At 62.0% G+C, this 17,246-nt stretch carries 18 protein-coding genes and 3 pseudogenes; 9 read left to right on the top strand and 12 right to left on the bottom strand.

From position 1 onward, the window contains the following. Positions 1 to 19: 19 nt before the first annotated feature. Positions 20 to 421 (bottom strand): lipocalin-like domain-containing protein, encoded by a 402-nt coding sequence (locus AC629_RS02580; protein ID WP_210418988.1) that lies wholly within the window; start codon positions 419 to 421, stop codon positions 20 to 22. 52 nt (positions 422 to 473) lie between these two features. On the opposite strand from AC629_RS02580, the gene AC629_RS02575 reads away from it, so the two are divergent. Next, entirely contained in the window at positions 474 to 1,214 is a 741-nt protein-coding gene (locus AC629_RS02575) for a CGNR zinc finger domain-containing protein (RefSeq protein WP_210418987.1), read from the top strand. 42 nt (positions 1,215 to 1,256) lie between these two features. On the opposite strand, the gene AC629_RS02570 is transcribed toward AC629_RS02575, so the two are convergent. Both AC629_RS02570 and AC629_RS02565 read right to left on the bottom strand, forming a co-directional pair. Further along, positions 1,257 to 1,544, bottom strand: coding sequence for a YciI family protein (locus tag AC629_RS02570; protein WP_084803204.1), 288 nt, complete (start codon positions 1,542 to 1,544; stop codon positions 1,257 to 1,259). Between the two features lie 8 nt (positions 1,545 to 1,552). Continuing rightward, positions 1,553 to 2,527 carry a quinone oxidoreductase family protein gene (locus AC629_RS02565; RefSeq protein WP_084803248.1) on the bottom strand — a complete coding sequence of 325 codons (975 nt, stop codon included), beginning with the start codon at positions 2,525 to 2,527 and terminating at the stop codon, positions 1,553 to 1,555. A 94-nt stretch (positions 2,528 to 2,621) separates the two neighbouring features. Between AC629_RS02565 and AC629_RS02560 the strand changes: the two genes are divergently transcribed. Next, entirely contained in the window at positions 2,622 to 3,233 is a 612-nt protein-coding gene (locus AC629_RS02560; RefSeq protein WP_084803202.1) for a LysR family transcriptional regulator, read from the top strand. Further along, on the top strand, positions 3,214 to 3,762 hold the full coding sequence (locus AC629_RS02555; protein ID WP_143198855.1) for a hypothetical protein: 549 nt from the start codon (positions 3,214 to 3,216) through the stop codon (positions 3,760 to 3,762). Before AC629_RS02560 ends, AC629_RS02555 begins: the two co-directional genes overlap by 20 nt. Before the next feature lie 32 nt (positions 3,763 to 3,794). Here the strand turns inward: AC629_RS02555 and AC629_RS02550 are convergent, their stop codons facing one another. Beyond that, positions 3,795 to 3,890: a GrpB family protein gene (locus AC629_RS02550; RefSeq protein WP_084803243.1), complete on the bottom strand. Its 96-nt coding sequence runs from the start codon at positions 3,888 to 3,890 to the stop codon at positions 3,795 to 3,797. A 32-nt stretch (positions 3,891 to 3,922) separates the two neighbouring features. Between AC629_RS02550 and AC629_RS02545 the strand changes: the two are divergent. Beyond that, positions 3,923 to 4,717, top strand: a pseudogene (locus AC629_RS02545) (DUF3363 domain-containing protein); the annotation flags it as partial. Positions 4,718 to 4,775: 58 nt separating this feature from the next. Here AC629_RS02545 and AC629_RS48225 read toward each other — a convergent pair. The 6 genes from AC629_RS48225 to AC629_RS02520 all read right to left on the bottom strand — a co-directional run bounded on the left by AC629_RS48225 (position 4,776) and on the right by AC629_RS02520 (position 10,701). Beyond that, positions 4,776 to 5,531 (bottom strand): thiamine pyrophosphate-dependent enzyme, encoded by a 756-nt coding sequence (locus AC629_RS48225; protein ID WP_245331682.1) that lies wholly within the window; start codon positions 5,529 to 5,531, stop codon positions 4,776 to 4,778. 52 nt (positions 5,532 to 5,583) lie between these two features. Beyond that, positions 5,584 to 6,417: a thiamine pyrophosphate-binding protein gene (locus AC629_RS48220; RefSeq protein WP_245331681.1), complete on the bottom strand. Its 834-nt coding sequence runs from the start codon at positions 6,415 to 6,417 to the stop codon at positions 5,584 to 5,586. Between the two features lie 70 nt (positions 6,418 to 6,487). Then, entirely contained in the window at positions 6,488 to 7,765 is a 1,278-nt protein-coding gene (locus AC629_RS02535; RefSeq protein ID WP_084803200.1) for a TRAP transporter large permease, read from the bottom strand. Next, a complete protein-coding gene (locus AC629_RS02530) occupies positions 7,765 to 8,355 on the bottom strand; it encodes a TRAP transporter small permease (RefSeq protein ID WP_168195373.1) in 591 nt (196 codons plus the stop codon). Before AC629_RS02530 ends, AC629_RS02535 begins: the two co-directional genes overlap by 1 nt. Continuing rightward, positions 8,345 to 9,262: a TRAP transporter substrate-binding protein DctP gene (gene dctP, locus AC629_RS02525; RefSeq protein WP_168195372.1), complete on the bottom strand. Its 918-nt coding sequence runs from the start codon at positions 9,260 to 9,262 to the stop codon at positions 8,345 to 8,347. Before dctP ends, AC629_RS02530 begins: the two co-directional genes overlap by 11 nt. Before the next feature lie 164 nt (positions 9,263 to 9,426). Further along, positions 9,427 to 10,701 (bottom strand): CaiB/BaiF CoA transferase family protein, encoded by a 1,275-nt coding sequence (locus AC629_RS02520; RefSeq protein ID WP_084803197.1) that lies wholly within the window; start codon positions 10,699 to 10,701, stop codon positions 9,427 to 9,429. Between the two features lie 131 nt (positions 10,702 to 10,832). Between AC629_RS02520 and AC629_RS02515 the strand changes: the two genes are divergently transcribed. Then, a complete protein-coding gene (locus AC629_RS02515) occupies positions 10,833 to 11,777 on the top strand; it encodes a LysR family transcriptional regulator (RefSeq protein WP_210418986.1) in 945 nt (314 codons plus the stop codon). On the opposite strand, the gene AC629_RS02510 is transcribed toward AC629_RS02515, so the two are convergent. Beyond that, complete coding sequence (locus AC629_RS02510; RefSeq protein ID WP_084803196.1) at positions 11,774 to 13,024, bottom strand: CaiB/BaiF CoA transferase family protein; 1,251 nt, start codon at positions 13,022 to 13,024, stop codon at positions 11,774 to 11,776. The genes AC629_RS02515 and AC629_RS02510 overlap by 4 nt on opposite strands. 219 nt (positions 13,025 to 13,243) lie before the next feature. Between AC629_RS02510 and AC629_RS02505 the strand changes: the two genes are divergently transcribed. From AC629_RS02505 to AC629_RS02490, 4 genes and pseudogenes are all read left to right on the top strand, one after another. Continuing rightward, positions 13,244 to 13,966 (top strand): glutathione S-transferase family protein, encoded by a 723-nt coding sequence (locus AC629_RS02505; protein ID WP_084803195.1) that lies wholly within the window; start codon positions 13,244 to 13,246, stop codon positions 13,964 to 13,966. A gap of 18 nt (positions 13,967 to 13,984) precedes the next feature. Further along, positions 13,985 to 14,710, top strand: a complete 726-nt coding sequence (locus tag AC629_RS02500) for a 2-hydroxychromene-2-carboxylate isomerase (protein WP_084803194.1) — start codon at positions 13,985 to 13,987, stop codon at positions 14,708 to 14,710. Next, positions 14,622 to 15,851 (top strand): acyl-CoA dehydrogenase, encoded by a 1,230-nt coding sequence (locus tag AC629_RS02495; protein WP_084803193.1) that lies wholly within the window; start codon positions 14,622 to 14,624, stop codon positions 15,849 to 15,851. The genes AC629_RS02500 and AC629_RS02495 overlap by 89 nt, the downstream gene beginning before the upstream one ends. 82 nt (positions 15,852 to 15,933) lie before the next feature. Beyond that, a pseudogene (locus AC629_RS02490) lies at positions 15,934 to 16,766 on the top strand (TRAP transporter substrate-binding protein); the annotation flags it as partial. Between the two features lie 361 nt (positions 16,767 to 17,127). On the opposite strand, the pseudogene AC629_RS50390 reads toward AC629_RS02490, so the two are convergent. Continuing rightward, positions 17,128 to 17,246: pseudogene (locus AC629_RS50390) on the bottom strand (IS630 family transposase); the annotation flags it as partial.

The raw sequence follows: 17,246 nt of genomic DNA, 5'->3' as shown, positions 1-17,246 counted from the left end.
CGTCACAACAACCCGCCGCTTACCGGGAAGTGCGGCGCCAGACCGAATAGGCGACGATACCGCTGCTCGATGCGCTGGCCGGCACCGCGTAGCTCAGCAGCCCATTTTGAAAGCTGTAATCGCGCACCTGGCGCTTGCCTTCCCAGTTCGGGAAGGATGCAGCCTGCACCTCGAAAACAAGCTGGTGCTTCGCCCGGTCGATGCTGACCGTGCCGAAATGGGTGCTCGATCCGGTTACCGCCTGCTTATACTCATCCGCAGTCCCGCGCGCCTTGTCGCCGCCGGCGAAGACTGGTCGGTCGACCCTGAATATCTGCATATTGTAGCGCCCCGCAGCATCCACCATCAGCAGGCCTTGCGGATGCTCGCCATAATTCGTGGTGCGCGTGCCGTCGGGGCGGATTTCATAGGCCGAGTCCATCACCCAGGTTCCAGCAAGCGATTGAAGGTCTTCCAAGGGCGCGGAACTTGCCGTGGAAGTAGAGGCCAGCGCCATAAACGCGGCTCCAACGAGAAGACGAGTCATCACAGCACCCTTCCGTAACCAGCGAAGCAGGTTACGTATTGAGCCACGAGTCGAAACCTGTCAATGTGGTTACATGAAGAAAGTTTCTGACGACCCCTTGTCCGAAGACCGCGACGGGTTCCGCTTCCGCGGGGACTGCCCGGCGATCGATCTCGCAGCGACTCTTCAGGGACGACTGAAGCCCGCCCCGCGAGAATTGCTCGCCACCCCGGACGATCTCGACCGCTGGCTGGTTTCCGCCGGACTGATCGGATCCAGGCCAGGCGCCGATGAGGACGATCTGCGTCTGGCGCGCACATTGCGCGAGGCGATCTTCACCCTGGCGGGAAATGTTCTCGAGGGGGCGTTAGATGCCGGCGCGGTGGAGGCGCTCAACCGGATCGCCGCCATGCCGGCGGCGATTCCGGCGCTTCGAACGGATGGCGGGGTTGCAATCGAGCCTTCCGCATCAGGGCTGCTTTCGACCCTAGCGCGGGAAGCGATCCATCTGTTCGGCAGCGAAAATGCCGCCCGTCTGCGCCAATGCGAGGCGCCGGCTTGCACGATCTTCTTCGTGGACATGTCTCGTTCGGGCGACCGCCGTTGGTGCTCGATGGCGGCCTGCGGTAACAAGGCCAAGGTCGCCGAGTTCCGCCGGCGCAAGCGCGAAGTCGATGGCGGCAAATCACGCTTGCCAACGAAGCCGTGAGCCAAAGGCAGCCCGAGCCTCACTATCGGATTCTCATAACCGTTACAATTTTAGCCAATCGAGCCGATCGTGCAGCGTGGACGGGACAACCTCGATGACCATGGCAGTTGCCACACCCGCCAAAATAAACGGATCTTGGTCGACCCGAGCTTGGATAGCGGAGCGGTTGTCTCCCAAAGCGAGCAACGCTCCCCCCGTGCGCGGGCGTTGGCCACCGGAGAGGATAAGGACCCCTTCTTCGAAGCCTTGCTTTACCCAGGCCTTGTGAGCGGTGAGATGGCGATCGACCTCATCCAGCGGCTTCGTATAGGTGAGGAGAATGATGAACATGATACGTCTCACGGTAGGAGGATGAGGCTGCCGGTGGTGCGACCACCTTCGAGATCGCTGTGGGCGCGAGCGGCCTCGCGCAGCGAATATTCACCGCCGATGTTGCTGGGAAGGCCATCGGTTAGTACCGCAAAGAGATCGGCTGCCGCTGGCCTGTAGAGCGTCGCGTCGTTCGCATAGGCGATGACGCTCGGCCGGCTGAGGCTGATGCAACGTACCGGGCCGAGCTGGCTTACATCGACAGCCGGTACGGGCCCTGCGGCCTGGCCCACGCTCGCCACGACGCCGAAGGGACGCACGCTTGCAAAGGTCCGCGCCAGCATTTCGCCGCCGATGCCGTCACAGGCGAGATGCACGCCCAATCCACCCGACGCGCGCTTCACCGTATCAGTCCAATCTGACGCCGTGTGCAGCACCACGAGATCGGCACCCGCAGCTTCCGCCGGGCCAATCTTTGCTTCCGAGCCCACGGTGGCGATCACAGTGGCGCCTAGACGCTTGGCCCATCGTGTCAGGAATTGGCCCAGGCCGCCGGCCGCAGCATGCACCAGCACGAAATCGCCGGGCTGAATGGAATAGACCTTATGCAACAGCATATGCGCCGTCAGGCCGCGGAGCATGGCGCTGCCGGCGACCCTATCGGAAATCCGCTCTGGGATTTTGACGACGCGGGCGTCGGGAAGATTGCGGCGCTCGGCATAAGCGCCGGGCGGGAGGCCCGCATAAGCGACCCGATCGCCAACTTCGATTCCGCTGACCTCCGGCCCGACAGCTTCGACTACGCCGGCACCTTCGACGCCGATGACAGCGGGGAGGTGTGGCAAGGGATAGAGACCGATGCGGTGATAGATGTCGATGAAATTGACGCCGATAGCGGTTTGCCGGACCTGCACTTGGCAAGGTCCCGGCGGTGGGACGTCAACGTCGACGGCCACCAGAACCTCGGGGGCGCCGATGGCCTGCATTTGAATGGTGAGTGACATATCGTTCTCCTTCTCCACACTGTTAAGTCCTTCCAGTCTGAGTGGGAATTCGGTGACGATGCGCACTTTCTGTGTATAAATTCACCGAGTAGCGATGTTCGACTGGCAAGACCTCCACTTCTTCAACGTCCTGGCTCAGCATGGTTCGCTGTCGGCGACGGCCCGCGAACTTGGCGTGGACCATGCGACAGTGGGACGCCGGATCGCTTCGCTTGAAACCGCTCTTGGACTGCGTTTGATCGACCGCCTACCTCGAAGCTGCCCGTTGACGGAGGATGGCGTGGCGGTTGCGGAGCTAACCCGCCAGATGGAAGCCGATGCGCAAGCTGTGCTGCGACGCGCCCGTGGTAGCGCCTCACTCTTGGCTGCCACCGTAAGAGTGAGTGCGCCGCCGGCGTTAGCGACCTTTTGCATCGCCCCCTGTGTCGGCGAGCTACGGCGAGCGCACCCGAATCTGAAGCTCGTGCTGCAAGGTTCTTCTTCCATCGCGGCCTTGGATCGTGGGGAGGCGGACATCGCGGTTCGACTGAGCAACATCATGGATCGCCGCGAAACTCCGACCGCCGCAGCCGTGCTCGCTGCCGATACTCCAGCCATGGCTTTGCCCGCTCGTCGCCTTGTTGCCCATGGGATCAAGATGATGCGCGGCGGCTACCGCCTGTTGCTCCATTATCCGATCAAATCAGGTGACGGCAGGCCGGGATAATCTGCCGCCACTCAGCAGCATGATCCGGCAATTTTCGTCGTTCAGAAATCCCCATGGTCGTCCCATGGGCGATAGTTGCCGAAATCGCGGAAATCGCTATGGTTCAATGATGACTGTCGCTGATGCACTATTTCAACCTTCTCCGAACAATGACGATGACGCCGCAATGATCGCGGAAGCTGTCCGTTGCGTGGAAGCATTCACTGACCGCTTCAATGCGCGCGACCTTGCCGGGATGGACGCGCATCTGCATTTTCCTCACATTATTTTGTCAGGTGAACAACTCGTCATCTGGACTGAACCGGGCAATCTGCCCGCATCATTCTTCGAAGACCTCGAACGCGACACGGGATGGGCTGAAACAAGATATCAGCGCAAGGATGCGGTGCTGGTTAGCCCCCGTAAGGTTCATCTTGTGGTCGAATATACGCGAAACCGCGCCGATGGGTCGGTCGCGAGCAATCATAGCAATTTGTGGGTTGTCACATTTGACGGTGGCCGTTGGGGCATCAAGCAACGCTCCTACTGATCGAGCCAAGGAAAAAGATACGCGGGGATGGATCACTGCGCGGCGAGTGCTTCGGCAATGAAAGCCGATTTCGCCTCGGTATAGCCGTCACGGTCGTTGCCGAATTGTGCGGCCAGGCGCTCTTTCAAAACGCCATAACGTTCGGCCTTGTCCGGATTAGGGCGAGAACCTTGTCATCAACGGCGATTATCTCGCCAACGGCATCCGTGAGCGTGCGAGCGAGTTGACCACGCTGGAGCTTGGTCCCGTCACCGAGATCGAGCAAAGCCGCAAACTGTCGGCCGAAATCGACCAGGATCGTTTCACCCGCATCGACCGCGCCATGACCGAGGAAGCTGATGACCGCCTCCTTGACCTGTGCCGCGAGCCGGCCGATCTCAAGCGCCAGTTCGACCGGATGCTACGCCTGCGCCGGCTCGCCAAGCTGGAAAAGATGGGCCTCGCCACCGAGCAAGCGCCGGACGTGTGGGAATTGGGCGAGCGGATGGAGCCGACTTTGCGCGAGCTGGGCGAGCGCGGCGACATCATCCGCAATATGCTCAAGGCGCTGAAGGCCGATGGACTGGAACGAGATCCGACGACGTTCCAGATTCATGACGCCGCCCCCGAAGTCCCGATCGTCGGCCGCGTCGTCGATAAGTATCTGTCCGACGAGCTGGGCGATAACCTGACCGTCGTGGTGGATGGGATCGATGGCCGGACCCACCATGTCGCCGGCATCGACCCGGCCCGCGTCGCGGACGCACGCACAGGCAACGTGATCGAGGTTGGTCCACCATTTACCGCTGACCGTCCATCCGACCGCGCTATTGCCGCTATCGCCGAGGACGGCATTTATCGACCGAGCCGCCATCTCGAACAGGCAAAGTTCGAGGGGCGTGTTCCGGGCGACGACTATGAGGGCTTTGTCGATGCTCAAGTTCGGCGGATGATCGACCTCTCTCAGAGGAGCGTTCAGTTCGGTGACTTTGAAGCTCTTCATCGTTTCCAACGCTGGCGTTGCGACGCTGCGATCAGGCGCTCAGGCGAATGTTCGGAGCCGCGATGCTTTCGCTCATGACGTTGACGAGCGCAGGCTTTCCGCTCGCCAACGCGCGTTCGAGCGCAGCAGGAAGATCTTCCGCACGACTGACGAATTCTCCATGCCCTCCCAACGCCTCGACGACGAGGTCGTAGCGGGCGGGCGTGAGGTCCATGTGGTGCACGCGGTTCGATCCGTAGGACCTCAACTGGATCTGGCTTTCCGCGTTCCAGCACGCGTCATTGCCGACCACGGCCACGAACGGAAGCCGGCACCGGACGGCCGTCTCGAACTCGGCCAAATGGAAGCCTAGGCTGCCGTCACCGATCACGGCGAAGACCGGCGCTTTCGGTTCTGCGTACCGTGCCGCAAGCGCCAGCGAGAGCGAACTGCCGATCGCTCCGGAGACGCCGTTCACGAGGCGCCGTCTCGACGGCAGCATGCTCTGAGCCCACTGCCCGATCTCGCCGCCATCCGAAACCAGAACCGAGCGTTCGTCCCGTTCGATGTAGGTCCGCAGAACACGCAACACTTCGGCGGGATGGAGGCGTCCCTTCGTCGAAGAGGCGATCGTAGTCCACTCCCCCGGCCTGTCATCGAGTGCTGCGCGGGCCTGCGTGAGCCAGTCGGGGTTTCGACGCTTTGCGCTCGAAGCCCGTGCGAGCAACGTCTTCGCCGCGGGCATTGTATCGGCGACACATCCCATCAGAAGACGAACACCCACCTCGTTCATTGCACGCCCGACCATGGCCGGGTCCGGATCAATAGCGACAAGTCGGACGTCCGGGCGGTAGGCCGGTTCAGCAGCCCATTTCGTCGTGAAATCTAACGCCTTTCCCAGAAGCACGACGAGGTCGACAGTCCGGAGGAGATCCGAAAAGCCCCCCGAGCCCTGAATCCGCGGTACCGCGCGGGCTCTCCAGGACTACCGTTGGCGTGTTCGTAGCGAGTTCGATGTCCTTGAGAAGCTCGCGCCCTTCAACGTTTGAAAGCGACGGCGGAGCGAAGATGATCGGTCGTTCGGCCGAAGCGATCGCCGCGAGGATGCTGTCCGCGACCTCCGCCGCGATGCCCGGCCCTTCGGATGGACCGCGTTCGTCCGGCCAGACGACGTCGTCCGCGACGACTGTCTCGTCGAGAAGATCGGATGGCAGGCTGACATGAACAGGGCCCGGCCGCCCTTCCCGCGCCAGTCGAAATGCTTCTCCGATGTCCTTTCCAAGCGACGCGGTCGCCTTCGCTGTCCAGGATGCCTTGGTCACGGGCTTCGCCATGTCCGCCTGCCTGATTTCCTGGAAGCCGCCCCGTCCCAGCTCCCACGTCGCCGCGTGCCCCGAAAGAAGCACCATCGGAGACTCGGCCGCTTGGGCCGCGAACAACGCTCCGAGTGCGTTCACGTGGCCGGGTCCTCCCGTCACCATCGCCACCCCAGGCTCGCCGGTGATACGCCCCCATCCGTCGGCCATGTGCACGGCGGCGGCTTCATGCCTCACATGCGTAAGTTGGATCTTGGTGTCGATGACGGCATCGAAGATCGACATGATGTGGTTGCCGGACAGTGTAAAGATCCGTCCGCAGCCGAGCCGTTCGAGCGACCTGGCGACGATATCGGCTCCGCGCAGTTTGTAGGACACGTCGCGATTCTCCGCTTCTGCTTTTCATTGTTGGGCCGTAGGCCCTTGCTGGGATTGGACCGTCGAGCTCTCAGCCGAAGACGTAGTCGGGCAAGAACATCGTCAACGACGGAACGTAGGTAATGATGGCGAGCACGATCAGGAGAAGGATGAGGAACGGCAGTATCCCCTTGATCACTTCGCCGATTGGCGCGTTCGAGATCGTGGCGAGAACGAACAGATTGAGCCCGACCGGAGGATGGATCAGCCCAATCTCCATGTTGTGGGTGAAGATGATCGCGAAGTGGATCGGATCCACGCCTAGCGGCTTCAACACTGGGGCCAGCACCGGAAGAACGAGGAGCAGCGTCGCCATGACCTCAAGAAAACAACCGAGCACAAGCAGCAAGATATTTATCGCGAGCAGGAATTCCCAAGTCGACAGTCCGTGGGCCAGCGTGAACTTGACGAGCCTGTCGGGAAGGCCCGATTCCGCCACCCAATGGCCGAAAGCCAGCGCGCTGGCGACGATGAGCATGATCGCGGCCGCACTCCGCATAGAGTCAGCGACGACTTCGAGCGTCTGCTCCCACCGGAAACCGCGATAGTAGAAGAGCGATACGGTCATCGCCGCGACGGCCGACAAGGCGGCTGCCTCGGTCACGGTGACGAGCCCGCCGTAGATCCCAACGACGACGATCACGGGCACCAATAGGGCCGGCAGGGCGTGAAGAGTCATCCGGACGCGGTCGCCGAACGGCAAGGCGGGCTCGACTGGAAAGTTGCGGCGCCTGGCGTCGTACATCACCCAAAGGATGAAGGCCGCAGCCTGCAACAGACCGGGCAAAATCCCGGCGACGAACAGGCGGGGCACGGACTGGTCCGTGACGATCCCGTACAGGATCAACGCCAGGCTTGGCGGGACGACGATCCCGATCGTTCCGGAAGCGCCGATGACGCCGAGCGCGAACGACCGCGGATATCCGCGCTCGATCATGGCGGGCAGCAGGATCGTTCCCATCGCCAGGGCCGTCGCGACGCTGGATCCGCAGATCGCGGCGAACAGCGTACAGGACACGACCGTGACGATGCCGAGCGATCCGCGAAAGCCGCCGAGCCAGGCGACCGCTAGATCGACCAGAGCCTGCGCCACGCCACCCACCCGCATGAAGGTCGCCGCCATCACGAACAAGGGCAACGACATCAAGGTCGGCGAGTTCAGGTGATCCACGATGAGCTGGGCGGTGCCGACCAGGGGCTGCGACGAAATCGCGAACAGCGCCGCCGCACAGATGCCAAGCACCAGGAAGATCGGAAGGCCCGAGGCCAGCAGCCCGAAGAATGCGGTGAAGAATACAGCTATGGGCATCAGGTTCGAACCGTCTGAATGTCGCCTTCGTCGGCGAGCAGGGTCGCTTCGTGCTGTGGAATGTGCCCGGCGCTCAACAGCGATCCGTCGTAGAAGCATAAGAGAGCGATGAGCCGCGCGAGATACCTGACCGACATCAGCGCTCCGGCCGTCGGCAGCGCGGCGTAGTAGGCCCACATTGGGAACTGCAGCACGCTAGAGCTTCTCTCGTCGAGCGCCAGCGACGTGTCGACCACCTGCCAGCCGTACCAGCAAAGACCGACCAGAAAGAAGATCGCCACTACGCAGTTGAATATCTCCAAGATGCGCTGCGTCGCCGGCGACAACAGGCGCAGCACCAGATCCGAACGCACGTGACCGTTGCGCCGGACCAACTGGCTCGACGTGATCATAACCGCCCAGACGAGCAGATAGACGATGACTTCCTCGGCATAGGAGATCGCGTGGTGTGGCATCACGTAGCGGCCGATCACCTGGACGAGGCCGAACGCCAGCGCGACGAGCCCCAGCAGTCCGACGATCGCCTGCTCGATCCTAGTGCACCAATGGTCTATGCGGGTCAGCACGCCCGCGGCCTGATCACTTGCCATGGATGTCCGCCATGACGAGCTTGAGGAAGTCCGGCGAGATCTTGAGCGCCGTCGCGACCTCGTCTTCGTGCTCCACCATCTTGGCCCGCGCCGCATCGCTTTCGGCGGCGGTCGGCGTGACGATCGAGACGCCATTCTTGATGAGCGTTTGGTGCGCGGTGGTCTGAGCGGCGGCCATGTCGGCGCGGTACTGGCCGATCTTCTCCGCCCATACCGTCTTGAACAATTGGCGATCCGCGTCGGACAGCTTTTCGGCGAACGCGTTGCTCAGGACGGGGACGTAGACCCCGAGGAACTGGTGGTCTTCGAGCGCGAAGCGGATGCCGGCATCCCAGAGCTTCATGCTGGCGACCGTCTCGTTGGTCGTCGAGATCCCGTCGAACGTACCCTGCGACAAGGCGAGCGGCACGTTCGGCAGCGCCGTCGTGTTCGGGATCGCTCCGACAAACTTCGCTCGCCACGCCTGCCCCACGCCGCCCGAATTGCGAATCTTGGCTCCGTTCAGAGACTCGAGTGAGGTCAGCGGGCGCTTGGCCGTGTACCAATTGAAAAAGCCGAGATCCAACCACCCGCCGATGACTTCCGACTTGATCCGCTTGGCGATCTGCGCGTTGAGATTCTGTCCGGACTTGCCGTCGATCGCACGGTGGATCACGTCGATATCGCGCCCGTAGAGCGTCGGAAGATTGAGGAAGTCTGCGTCGGGGATCACGGTCGTGAGTATCCACGTGCCTGGCGCGGCCATCTCGACCTGCCCCTGAACCAACGCCTTCACGACATCTGCGTCGTTGTACAGTTGGCCGCTGTGAAAGACCTCGCCCTTGATGCGACCGTCGGAGCGCGTTTCAAGGGTTTGGAGAAAGTCGGTAATCGCCTTGGTCCGTGCATGATTCAGCGGAGAATCCAACGAGCATCGAAGACGCAGCGGCTCGGCGGCGCCCGCGCGCGGTACGAACGGAGCCAAGACTGCGGACGCGGCGACTCCGGCCGCGAATGTCCTTCGCGTGATCATCATGTCGTTTCCTCCTCGTTCTTTTTCGTTTTTGTTTCTTTGGTGGCGCCGAGCAGGCGCTACAGGACCCCGCCCTCGGTTAGCGAAGCGACCTCTTCTTTCGACAACTTGAGCAGAGTTTCGTAGATTTCGGCGTTGTGCTCGCGTGGCATCGGTACTTGAGGGTCATGAACCGCTGCAGCTTCGCTGAACTTGAGCGGAAAGCCCGCAGCGAGCGGTCCGGCGGTGGTCGGCAGATGCGGGCTGCGAACGGGCTGCAGCATGTCGCGTACACGCAATTGATCCCAGGCGACGACGTCGTCGATCGTCCGGATCGGGCCGCAGGCGATGTCGGCCTCGTCTAGCCGCGCGATGATCGTTTCGATCGGCATTGAGGCCGCCCATTTTCCGACGACGGCGTCGACCTTTTCGTTGTTTTCGATGCGCCATCCCGGGTTCATGAATTCCGGCGAATTCAGGAGGTCCTCGCGTCCCATGATGTGCAGGAGCTTCGTCCAGTCCGCCGTCGTGCCGGCACCGATCGCGACCGCGCCGTCGAGCGCTTGATATGTGTTGAACGGCGAGAATCTCGCGATTCGGTTGCCCTGCCGATGCGCAAGTCCCAGATCGCCGTAGCATTCGAAAGGTTCGTCGAAGATCAGAGAGAGCAGACAATCCGCCATCGAAACGTCGATGAATTGGCCCAGGCCGGTTTCATGTCGTTGGTAAAGCGCACCCAGAATGCCCGCCATCGCGAACGTGCCCGCTATCCCGTCCGACAGAGAAGCGCCGGTCTTACTCGGCTGCCCGGCAGGGTCTCCGGTGATGCTCATCATTCCCGTCGCGGCCTGCACCATCAGGTCGAAGGCCTTGCGGTGCCGCTCGGGGCCCGTCGCGCCGTACCCCGTGATCGAGCAGTAGATCAGTCTCGGATTGACGGCACGAAGCGTAGCGTAGTCGATTTTCAGCTTGGCAGTGACGCCAACCTTGAAGTTCTCGACGAGCACGTCCGCTTCGCGGACGAGCTTGAGGAGCACTTCGTGCCCTTCCGGCTTCTTCAGGTCGAGGCTGATCGATTTCTTGCCGCGCGTCCGCTTCAGATAAGCTATTCCCAGATCCTCCGGAGTCCTGCGGTCGAAGGCAACGCCGCGCGGACCGAAGTAGGGAGGCGCGGTAAATGTCGGGTCACCTCCCCGAGGATCATCGATCTTGATGACTTCCGCGCCCATGCCGGCGAGGAACAACGTCGCCTGCGGACCGGACAGAAAACGACTGAGGTCGAGGACGCGGACGCCGCGAAGGATCGGCGGCTTCTCGCCTACAGATGTGGTAGAAGGCGTTTTTTCCGAAATCACGGATCACCCTTGGTCTTAACTCCCTGCGTCTACATTCGCGAGGGGGGTATCCGGCGTCCAATACACAATAGGTCACGTTCGATATGTTCTACGACCGAATTGTCTGCTACTCTGTCGATATGAATATCGAATTGAGGCACCTCCGGTACTTCGTAGCGGTGGCCGAGGATCTGCATTTCGGCAGGGCCGCGAACAGGCTCGGCATCTCGCAGCCCCCGCTCAGTCAGCAGATCCTGGCGCTCGAGCGCGAGATCGGCGCACGGCTGTTCGAGCGGTCGAACCGGCGCGTCGAACTGACCAATGCGGGAGAAAACTTCCTGAAGGAAGCCAAGGAAGTGCTCGAACGGGTGGACGCTGCCGCGATACGCGCCGAGCGGATCCACCGCGGCCAGGTCGGCGAAGTGAGAGTCGGGTTCTTCGGGTCCGCCCCGTTCGTCGAAGGATTCCAGAAGCTCGTCTTCGACTTCCGCGCCGAGCATCCCGACGTCGACTTGATCCTGGAGGAGATGCCGACCTACCAACAGGTCGACGCGATCCTCGACGGGCGCCTCGACCTGGGCTTCGTGCGGCCGCTGCAGCCCAAGCCGGAATCGATCCAATCCGTCGAGATCTCGCGCGAGAGGCTGATGGCCGTGATGAGAGCGGATCATCCGTTGGCCGACAAGCCGGGCGACCTCTCAGTGGCGGATCTCGCCGAAGAGCCCATGGTGCTCTACGCCAGTTCGATCGGCAGCGGGCTGTACCAGAAGATCGTTGACCTGTGCCGGGACTCCGGCTTCGCACCGAATGTCGCGCAGGCAGCGAACGCGACGCCCACGATGATGGGCCTGGTTGCCGCGGGTATGGGCATCTCGATCCTGCCGGAATCCCTCAAGCGGCTTCCGCTGGAGGGCCTAAAGTTCGTGCCGCTGCGCGAGCCGAAGGCGCAGACCGCGGTCTGGCTCGCCAAGCGATGGGACGACCGTTCGTCGTTGGTGCGGCATCTGTTCCAGCGGGCGTCGCGCATCAAGGCCAAGGCGAGCGCGGAGCCCGCGGAAGGCGCGGAAAGGAAGAAGCGGACGCTGAAGGCGCGTTAGCCGAGCGCGCGGTCGCGCACGAACACCTTGTTGTCGTGGAGGTCGGCGATCTCCTCTTCGGTCAGGCCGTATTCGCGCAGCACGTCCGCGTTGTGCTCGCCGAGCCGCGCGGCCGAAAGGCGAGACGGTCCCTGCCATCCGGAGAAGCGCACCGGCATCCCCGGCACCTTGAATTCGCCCAGCATCGGATCAACCGCCGTGCGCACGGTGTTGCGCTGCTTCAGATGGTCGAGCTCGATAACGTCGTTCAGGTCGAGCACCGGCGCCACCGGGATCCGATGCTTCTCGAGCCGCTTGAGGCATGCCTCGCGCGTGCCGACCGAAGCCAGCCAACCTTCGAGGATCTCCTTGAGCAGGTCGTTGTTGTTGCGCCTGGAACTCGCGCTCACGAAGCGCGGATCGTTGAGAAGCTCGGGCATCTCGAGCGCTCCCACCAGTTGCGGCCATTGATGGGCCAAGGACATCAGCGTGATGTACTTGCCGTCGCCGCACTTGAAAATGCCGGTCGGACCGCCGTCCGGATGCTGCGAACCGGTCCGCTTCTGGACGTACTTCCGCCCGAGCTTCGATACGCGAGGGATGCTCGCTTCGTGCATGTGGAAGTAGGTGTCGAGCAAGGTGCTCTCGACGAGTTGCCCCTCGCCGGTGCGCTCGCGATGGAAGAGCGCGGTGACAATCGCCAGGGCGGCGGATACGCCGGTCGAGACGTCGCCGATGGCCATCGTCACCATCGCGGGGCTGCCGTCTGCTTCTCCGATCATTCCGGTCACGCCCGCATAGGCCTGGCCCATGTAGTCGTAGCCCGGCTTCTCGCTGAGGTCGCCGGTCTGGCCGGCGAAGGAGATCGAACACATCACGAGGCGAGGGTTGAGCTTCTTCAGGTCTTCGTAGGACATGCCGGCGCGGGCCATTACGCCGGGGCTGAAGTTCTCGACGAGCACGTCGGCCTTCGCGATCATGCCCTTGAGGATTTCCCGCGCGCGTTCGTTCTTGAAATCCAGAGCGATGCCCCGCTTCGAGTGATTGTGCTGGAAGAAGTAGGTGCTGTGGGGCGCGGCCTCCGCCGGCGCGTCCTTCGCCTTGACGCCCTGCACGCGCGACCTGTCGCCGTAAGGAGCCAATTCGACCTTGACGACGTCGGCTCCCATCTCGGCGAGGACGCGCGAGGCGGTGGGACCGGCGACGAACTGGGTTATGTCGATGACCTTGATGCCGGACAGCATGGGCAGTGTACCACTCGTCGTCATCGCTTGGCGCTCCCGTTCGTTTGTTATGGAGGCCTACGAATATTTGGGGGCCATCGCGCGGTCCAATACGGAAGGCAACTCGATTGAGACGCCGCACGACTTGTCGAAGCGCCTCCCCAGCAAGTCGTTTTACGACTGAATCATGACTTTCATAGTCTTGGACGGCACAAATCCCCCTGCCTAACGTCTCGAACCATAAAACGAACGCGGGAGGCTCGATTGATCAAGCTGTACTTCTGGCCGACCCCGAATGGCTACAAGATCTCGATCCTTCTCGAGGAACTCGGACTGCCCTACGACGTCCAGGCCGTGCATATCGGCAAGGGCGAGCAGTTCGCGGAAGATTTCCTGCGGGTTAGCCCGAACAACAAGATTCCGGCGATCGTCGATCCCGAAGGGCCGGACGGAAAGCCGTTCGCGCTATTCGAGTCGGCGGCGATCATGATGTACCTCGCGGAGAAGAACGGTTTCCGCTTCATGCCGGCCGAGATGGGTCCGCGTTATCAGGTGACGCAGTGGCTCGCCTTCCAGGCCGCGAGCATGGCGCCGGCGCTCGGGCAGGCGCACCACTTCCGGGAATATTCCAAGGAAAAGATCCCCTACGCCATCGATCGCTTCACGTCGGAGGCGGAGCGCCTCTATCGCGTGCTGGAACGTCGCCTCTCGGAGAACGAGTATCTCGCCGGCGACTATTCCATCGCCGACATGGCGACCTATCCCTGGCTGAGGTCGCACAAGTTTCAGGGCCAGCATCTCGACGATTATCCGTCGATACAGCGCTGGTACAGCGCGGTCCGTGAGCGCCCCGCCGTGCAGCGCGGCCTGGCCGTGCTGAAGGAACGCTTTGAGAAGAACAAGAAGCCGCCACAGGGCGCGGCCTGGGACAACCTTTTCGGAAACAAGCAATTCGGCCGACCCTCGGGCGGCAGTTCGTCGCAATAACAAAACGGAGACAAAGTCGTGACGAAGACCATCGATTTCTATTGGGATCTGGGCAGCACCAACAGCTACTTCGCCTTGCATCTGATAAAGCCGATCGCGAAGAAGCACGGTGCCACCGTCGTGCCGCACCCGTTCAATCTCGGCTACGTCTTCAAGAAGCAGAACTACGTGCTGATGGAAGAGCCCAAGGTCAAGCTGCGTTCGCGGAAGATCGACCTGATGCGCTGGGCGAAAAAGTACGATCTCCCGTTCCAAATGCCGAAGAAATTCCCGATGAAGACCAGCCCTGCCCTGCGCGGTGCCCTCGCGATGCGCCGTTTCGGCAAGGAGTGGGAATTCATGGAGAAGATCTTCGCCGCCTATTGGGAGCGCGACGACGCTTCCGTCGGCGAACTCGCCGGCCTGAAGCCGATCGCGGCCGAACTCGGCGTGGATCAGGCCGAGTTCGAGAAGCTGGTCGAGAGCAACGAGATCCGCGACGCACTCATCGCGGAGACGGACCGTGGGCTCGAGCGCGGCGCCTTCGGCGTCCCGACCTTCTTCGTCGGCGAGGAGATGTTCTGGGGCAAGGACCGTATGGAATTCATTGACGACGAGCTCACGAACCCCACCCCCCCCGCCGGGTTCGCCGCAGTCCTTCCCAGGTGGCCGGCTGATGGAAAAGACCCTCAAGCAATCCGCCTCGAGCCGTCCCCACGCGCATGCGCTTGCGCAGTTCGCCTGGGACGACCCGTTCCTGCTTGATCAACAGCTCACGGAAGACGAGCGGATGATCCGGGATACTGCCCGAGAGTATGCCCGGGAGAAGCTGCTGCCGCGCGTGACCGAAGCCTATCTGGACGAAGACACCGATCGCGAAATTTTCCGCGAGATGGGCGCACTCGGCCTTATCGGCGTGACCTTCCCAGAGGAGTACGGCTGCGCCGACGCCGGTTACGTCTCCTACGGTCTCGCCGCACGCGAGATCGAGCGCGTCGACTCCGGCTACCGCTCGATGAACAGCGTGCAGTCTTCGCTGGTGATGTATCCGATCTACGCCTACGGCGACGATGCGCAGCGCAAGCTGTATCTCCCGAAACTCGCTACCGGCGACTGGGTCGGCTGCTTCGGCTTAACGGAGCCGGATGCAGGATCCGATCCTGGCGGCATGAAGACGCGGGCCGAGAAGGTCGCGGACGGCTACCGGCTCACCGGATCGAAGATGTGGATCTCGAACGCCCCGATCGCCGACGTGTTCGTCGTGTGGGCAAAGTCGGCCGCGCACGACAACCAGATCCGAGGTTTTGTCCTCGAGAAGGGAATGAAGGGTCTTTCGGCGCCAAAGATCAAAGGCAAGCTCTCGCTGCGCGCCTCGATTACCGGCGAAATCGTGATGGACGGTGTGGTCGTGCCCGAAAGCGCGCTGCTGCCGAACGTCTCCGGGCTCAAGGGGCCTTTCGGCTGTCTCAACCGGGCGCGCTACGGGATCTCCTGGGGCGCGATGGGCGCGGCGGAAGACTGCTTTCACCGAGCTCGGCAGTACGCGCTCGACCGCAAGCAGTTCGGCCGTCCGCTCGCCGCCACGCAACTGATCCAGAAGAAGCTCGCCGACATGATGACCGAGATCTCGCTCGGTCTGCAGGCTTCGCTGCAGGTCGGACGCTTGATGGACTCCGGCCAGATGGCGCCGGAGATGATCTCGATCGTCAAACGCAACAATTGCGGCAAAGCGCTCGACATCGCGCGTGTCGCCCGCGACATGCACGGCGGCAACGGCATCTCCAGCGAATTCCAGGTCATGCGCCACGCACAGAATTTGGAGACCGTCAACACCTACGAAGGCACCCACGACGTGCACGCCCTGATACTCGGGCGCGCCATAACCGGCATCCAGGCATTCTCCTGACCGCCGACGAATTCCAAGGCCCCGGCCTCAAGAGACCGGGGCCTTTTTTTGCGCAACAAAAAACGAAAACTGGGAGGAAGGCATGAATAGGCGCGATTTCATCAAGCTGGCCGGTACAACCGCAGTCGGGACAGCGCGGTTGCGGCGCCGCCGATCGCTCAGTCGGATCCGGAAGTGAAGTGGCGAATGTCGGCGAGTTGGCCGAAATCGCTCGACATTCCCTACGGAGGCGTGGAGGTCATCGCGAAAGCGGTCGCCGCCGCGACGGACGGTAAATTCCAGATACAGACGTTCGGGGCCGGTGAGATCGTGCCTGGCCTTCAGGTCCTCGATGCCGTTCAGAACGGCACCATCGAGATGGGGCACACCGTGTCTTACTACTATTTCGGCAAAGACCCCTGCTTTGCGTTCGGATCGTCAGTGCCCTTCGGGCCGAATTCGCGACTGAACTAGGCCTGGTACTTGGTCGGCAGCGGCAAAGAGCTCCTGAACGACTTCTACAAGAACTACAACGTCACCTCTCTGTTCGCCGGCAACACCACGTGCCAGATGGGCGGTTGGTTCAGGAAGGAACTGAAATCCGTAAGCGACCTGCAGGGCCTGAAATTCCGCATCGCGGGTCTCGCCGGAAAGGTGATGCAAAAGCTCGGCGTCATTCCGCAGCAACCCGCGGGCGGAGACATCGATCCAGCCCTCGAAAAGGGAACAATCGATGCCGCCGAGTGGGTCGGGCTCTACGATGACGAGAAGCTCGGCTTCTACAAGGTCGCCCCGCACTATTACTATCCAGGCTGGTGGGAGCGCGGCACGATGCATCTGGCGTTCGTGAACCTGGATAAATGGAACGCCCTGCCGAAGCGCTACCAGAACGTCCTCGAACAGGCGACCCAGGTGTACGATAAATACGACATGCTCAAAGAGAAGCGTGAGGTCGTTAATCTACTTGCGAGCGAGCTACGCCGCATCGTTGGTAGTCGACCAGCGATGGCTGGACCAAAAATTTGAATCTATCCGAAGGCGCTCTACAGCCCCGAGTGTGGCTCTGCTGCTTTCCCTCGTTTGAGCTACAGGTTCTTCCACCGGTAAGCTCCGTCTCCATGCTGGTCGGACCTCGGGCCTGACGACCTATATCCCGACCAGCAAGAACATTGGGCACTTCCGACAGTACTGCCATCCCTCGGGAGGACACCTGCCCGCCGGACCGGCCCCAAGCGGCTCAGAGGCTGTCCCGTGCGTTCAACCTGCTAGTGTCCTGAACCAGAAGTTCGCAGCATTGGAACGAGGCGATATCGGCCCTGAGGGCGGCTACGCTGCGATAGACGCCGCGCCGGATCTTCTTATCGGTGAGGAGCGCGAAGAAGCGCTCGACTTGGTTGAGCCATGACGAACTGGTCG

The sequence above is a fragment of the Bradyrhizobium sp. NAS80.1 genome (assembly GCF_001908205.1).
GTDB lineage: Bacteria > Pseudomonadota > Alphaproteobacteria > Rhizobiales > Xanthobacteraceae > Bradyrhizobium.
This window is presented reverse-complemented; position numbering and strand designations above follow the sequence as displayed.

Coding starts and splice junctions, on each gene's coding strand:
- AC629_RS02580 (WP_210418988.1), bottom strand. CDS start 421: ATGGACTCGGCCTATGAAATCCGCCCCGACGGCACGCGCACCACGAAT.
- AC629_RS02570 (WP_084803204.1), bottom strand. CDS start 1,544: ATGTTCATCATTCTCCTCACCTATACGAAGCCGCTGGATGAGGTCGAT.
- AC629_RS02565 (WP_084803248.1), bottom strand. CDS start 2,527: ATGTCACTCACCATTCAAATGCAGGCCATCGGCGCCCCCGAGGTTCTG.
- AC629_RS02560 (WP_084803202.1), top strand. CDS start 2,622: ATGTTCGACTGGCAAGACCTCCACTTCTTCAACGTCCTGGCTCAGCAT.
- AC629_RS48225 (WP_245331682.1), bottom strand. CDS start 5,531: ATGGTCGGGCGTGCAATGAACGAGGTGGGTGTTCGTCTTCTGATGGGA.
- AC629_RS02535 (WP_084803200.1), bottom strand. CDS start 7,765: ATGCCCATAGCTGTATTCTTCACCGCATTCTTCGGGCTGCTGGCCTCG.
- AC629_RS02530 (WP_168195373.1), bottom strand. CDS start 8,355: ATGGCAAGTGATCAGGCCGCGGGCGTGCTGACCCGCATAGACCATTGG.
- AC629_RS02510 (WP_084803196.1), bottom strand. CDS start 13,024: ATGACGACGAGTGGTACACTGCCCATGCTGTCCGGCATCAAGGTCATC.
- AC629_RS02495 (WP_084803193.1), top strand. CDS start 14,622: ATGGAAAAGACCCTCAAGCAATCCGCCTCGAGCCGTCCCCACGCGCAT.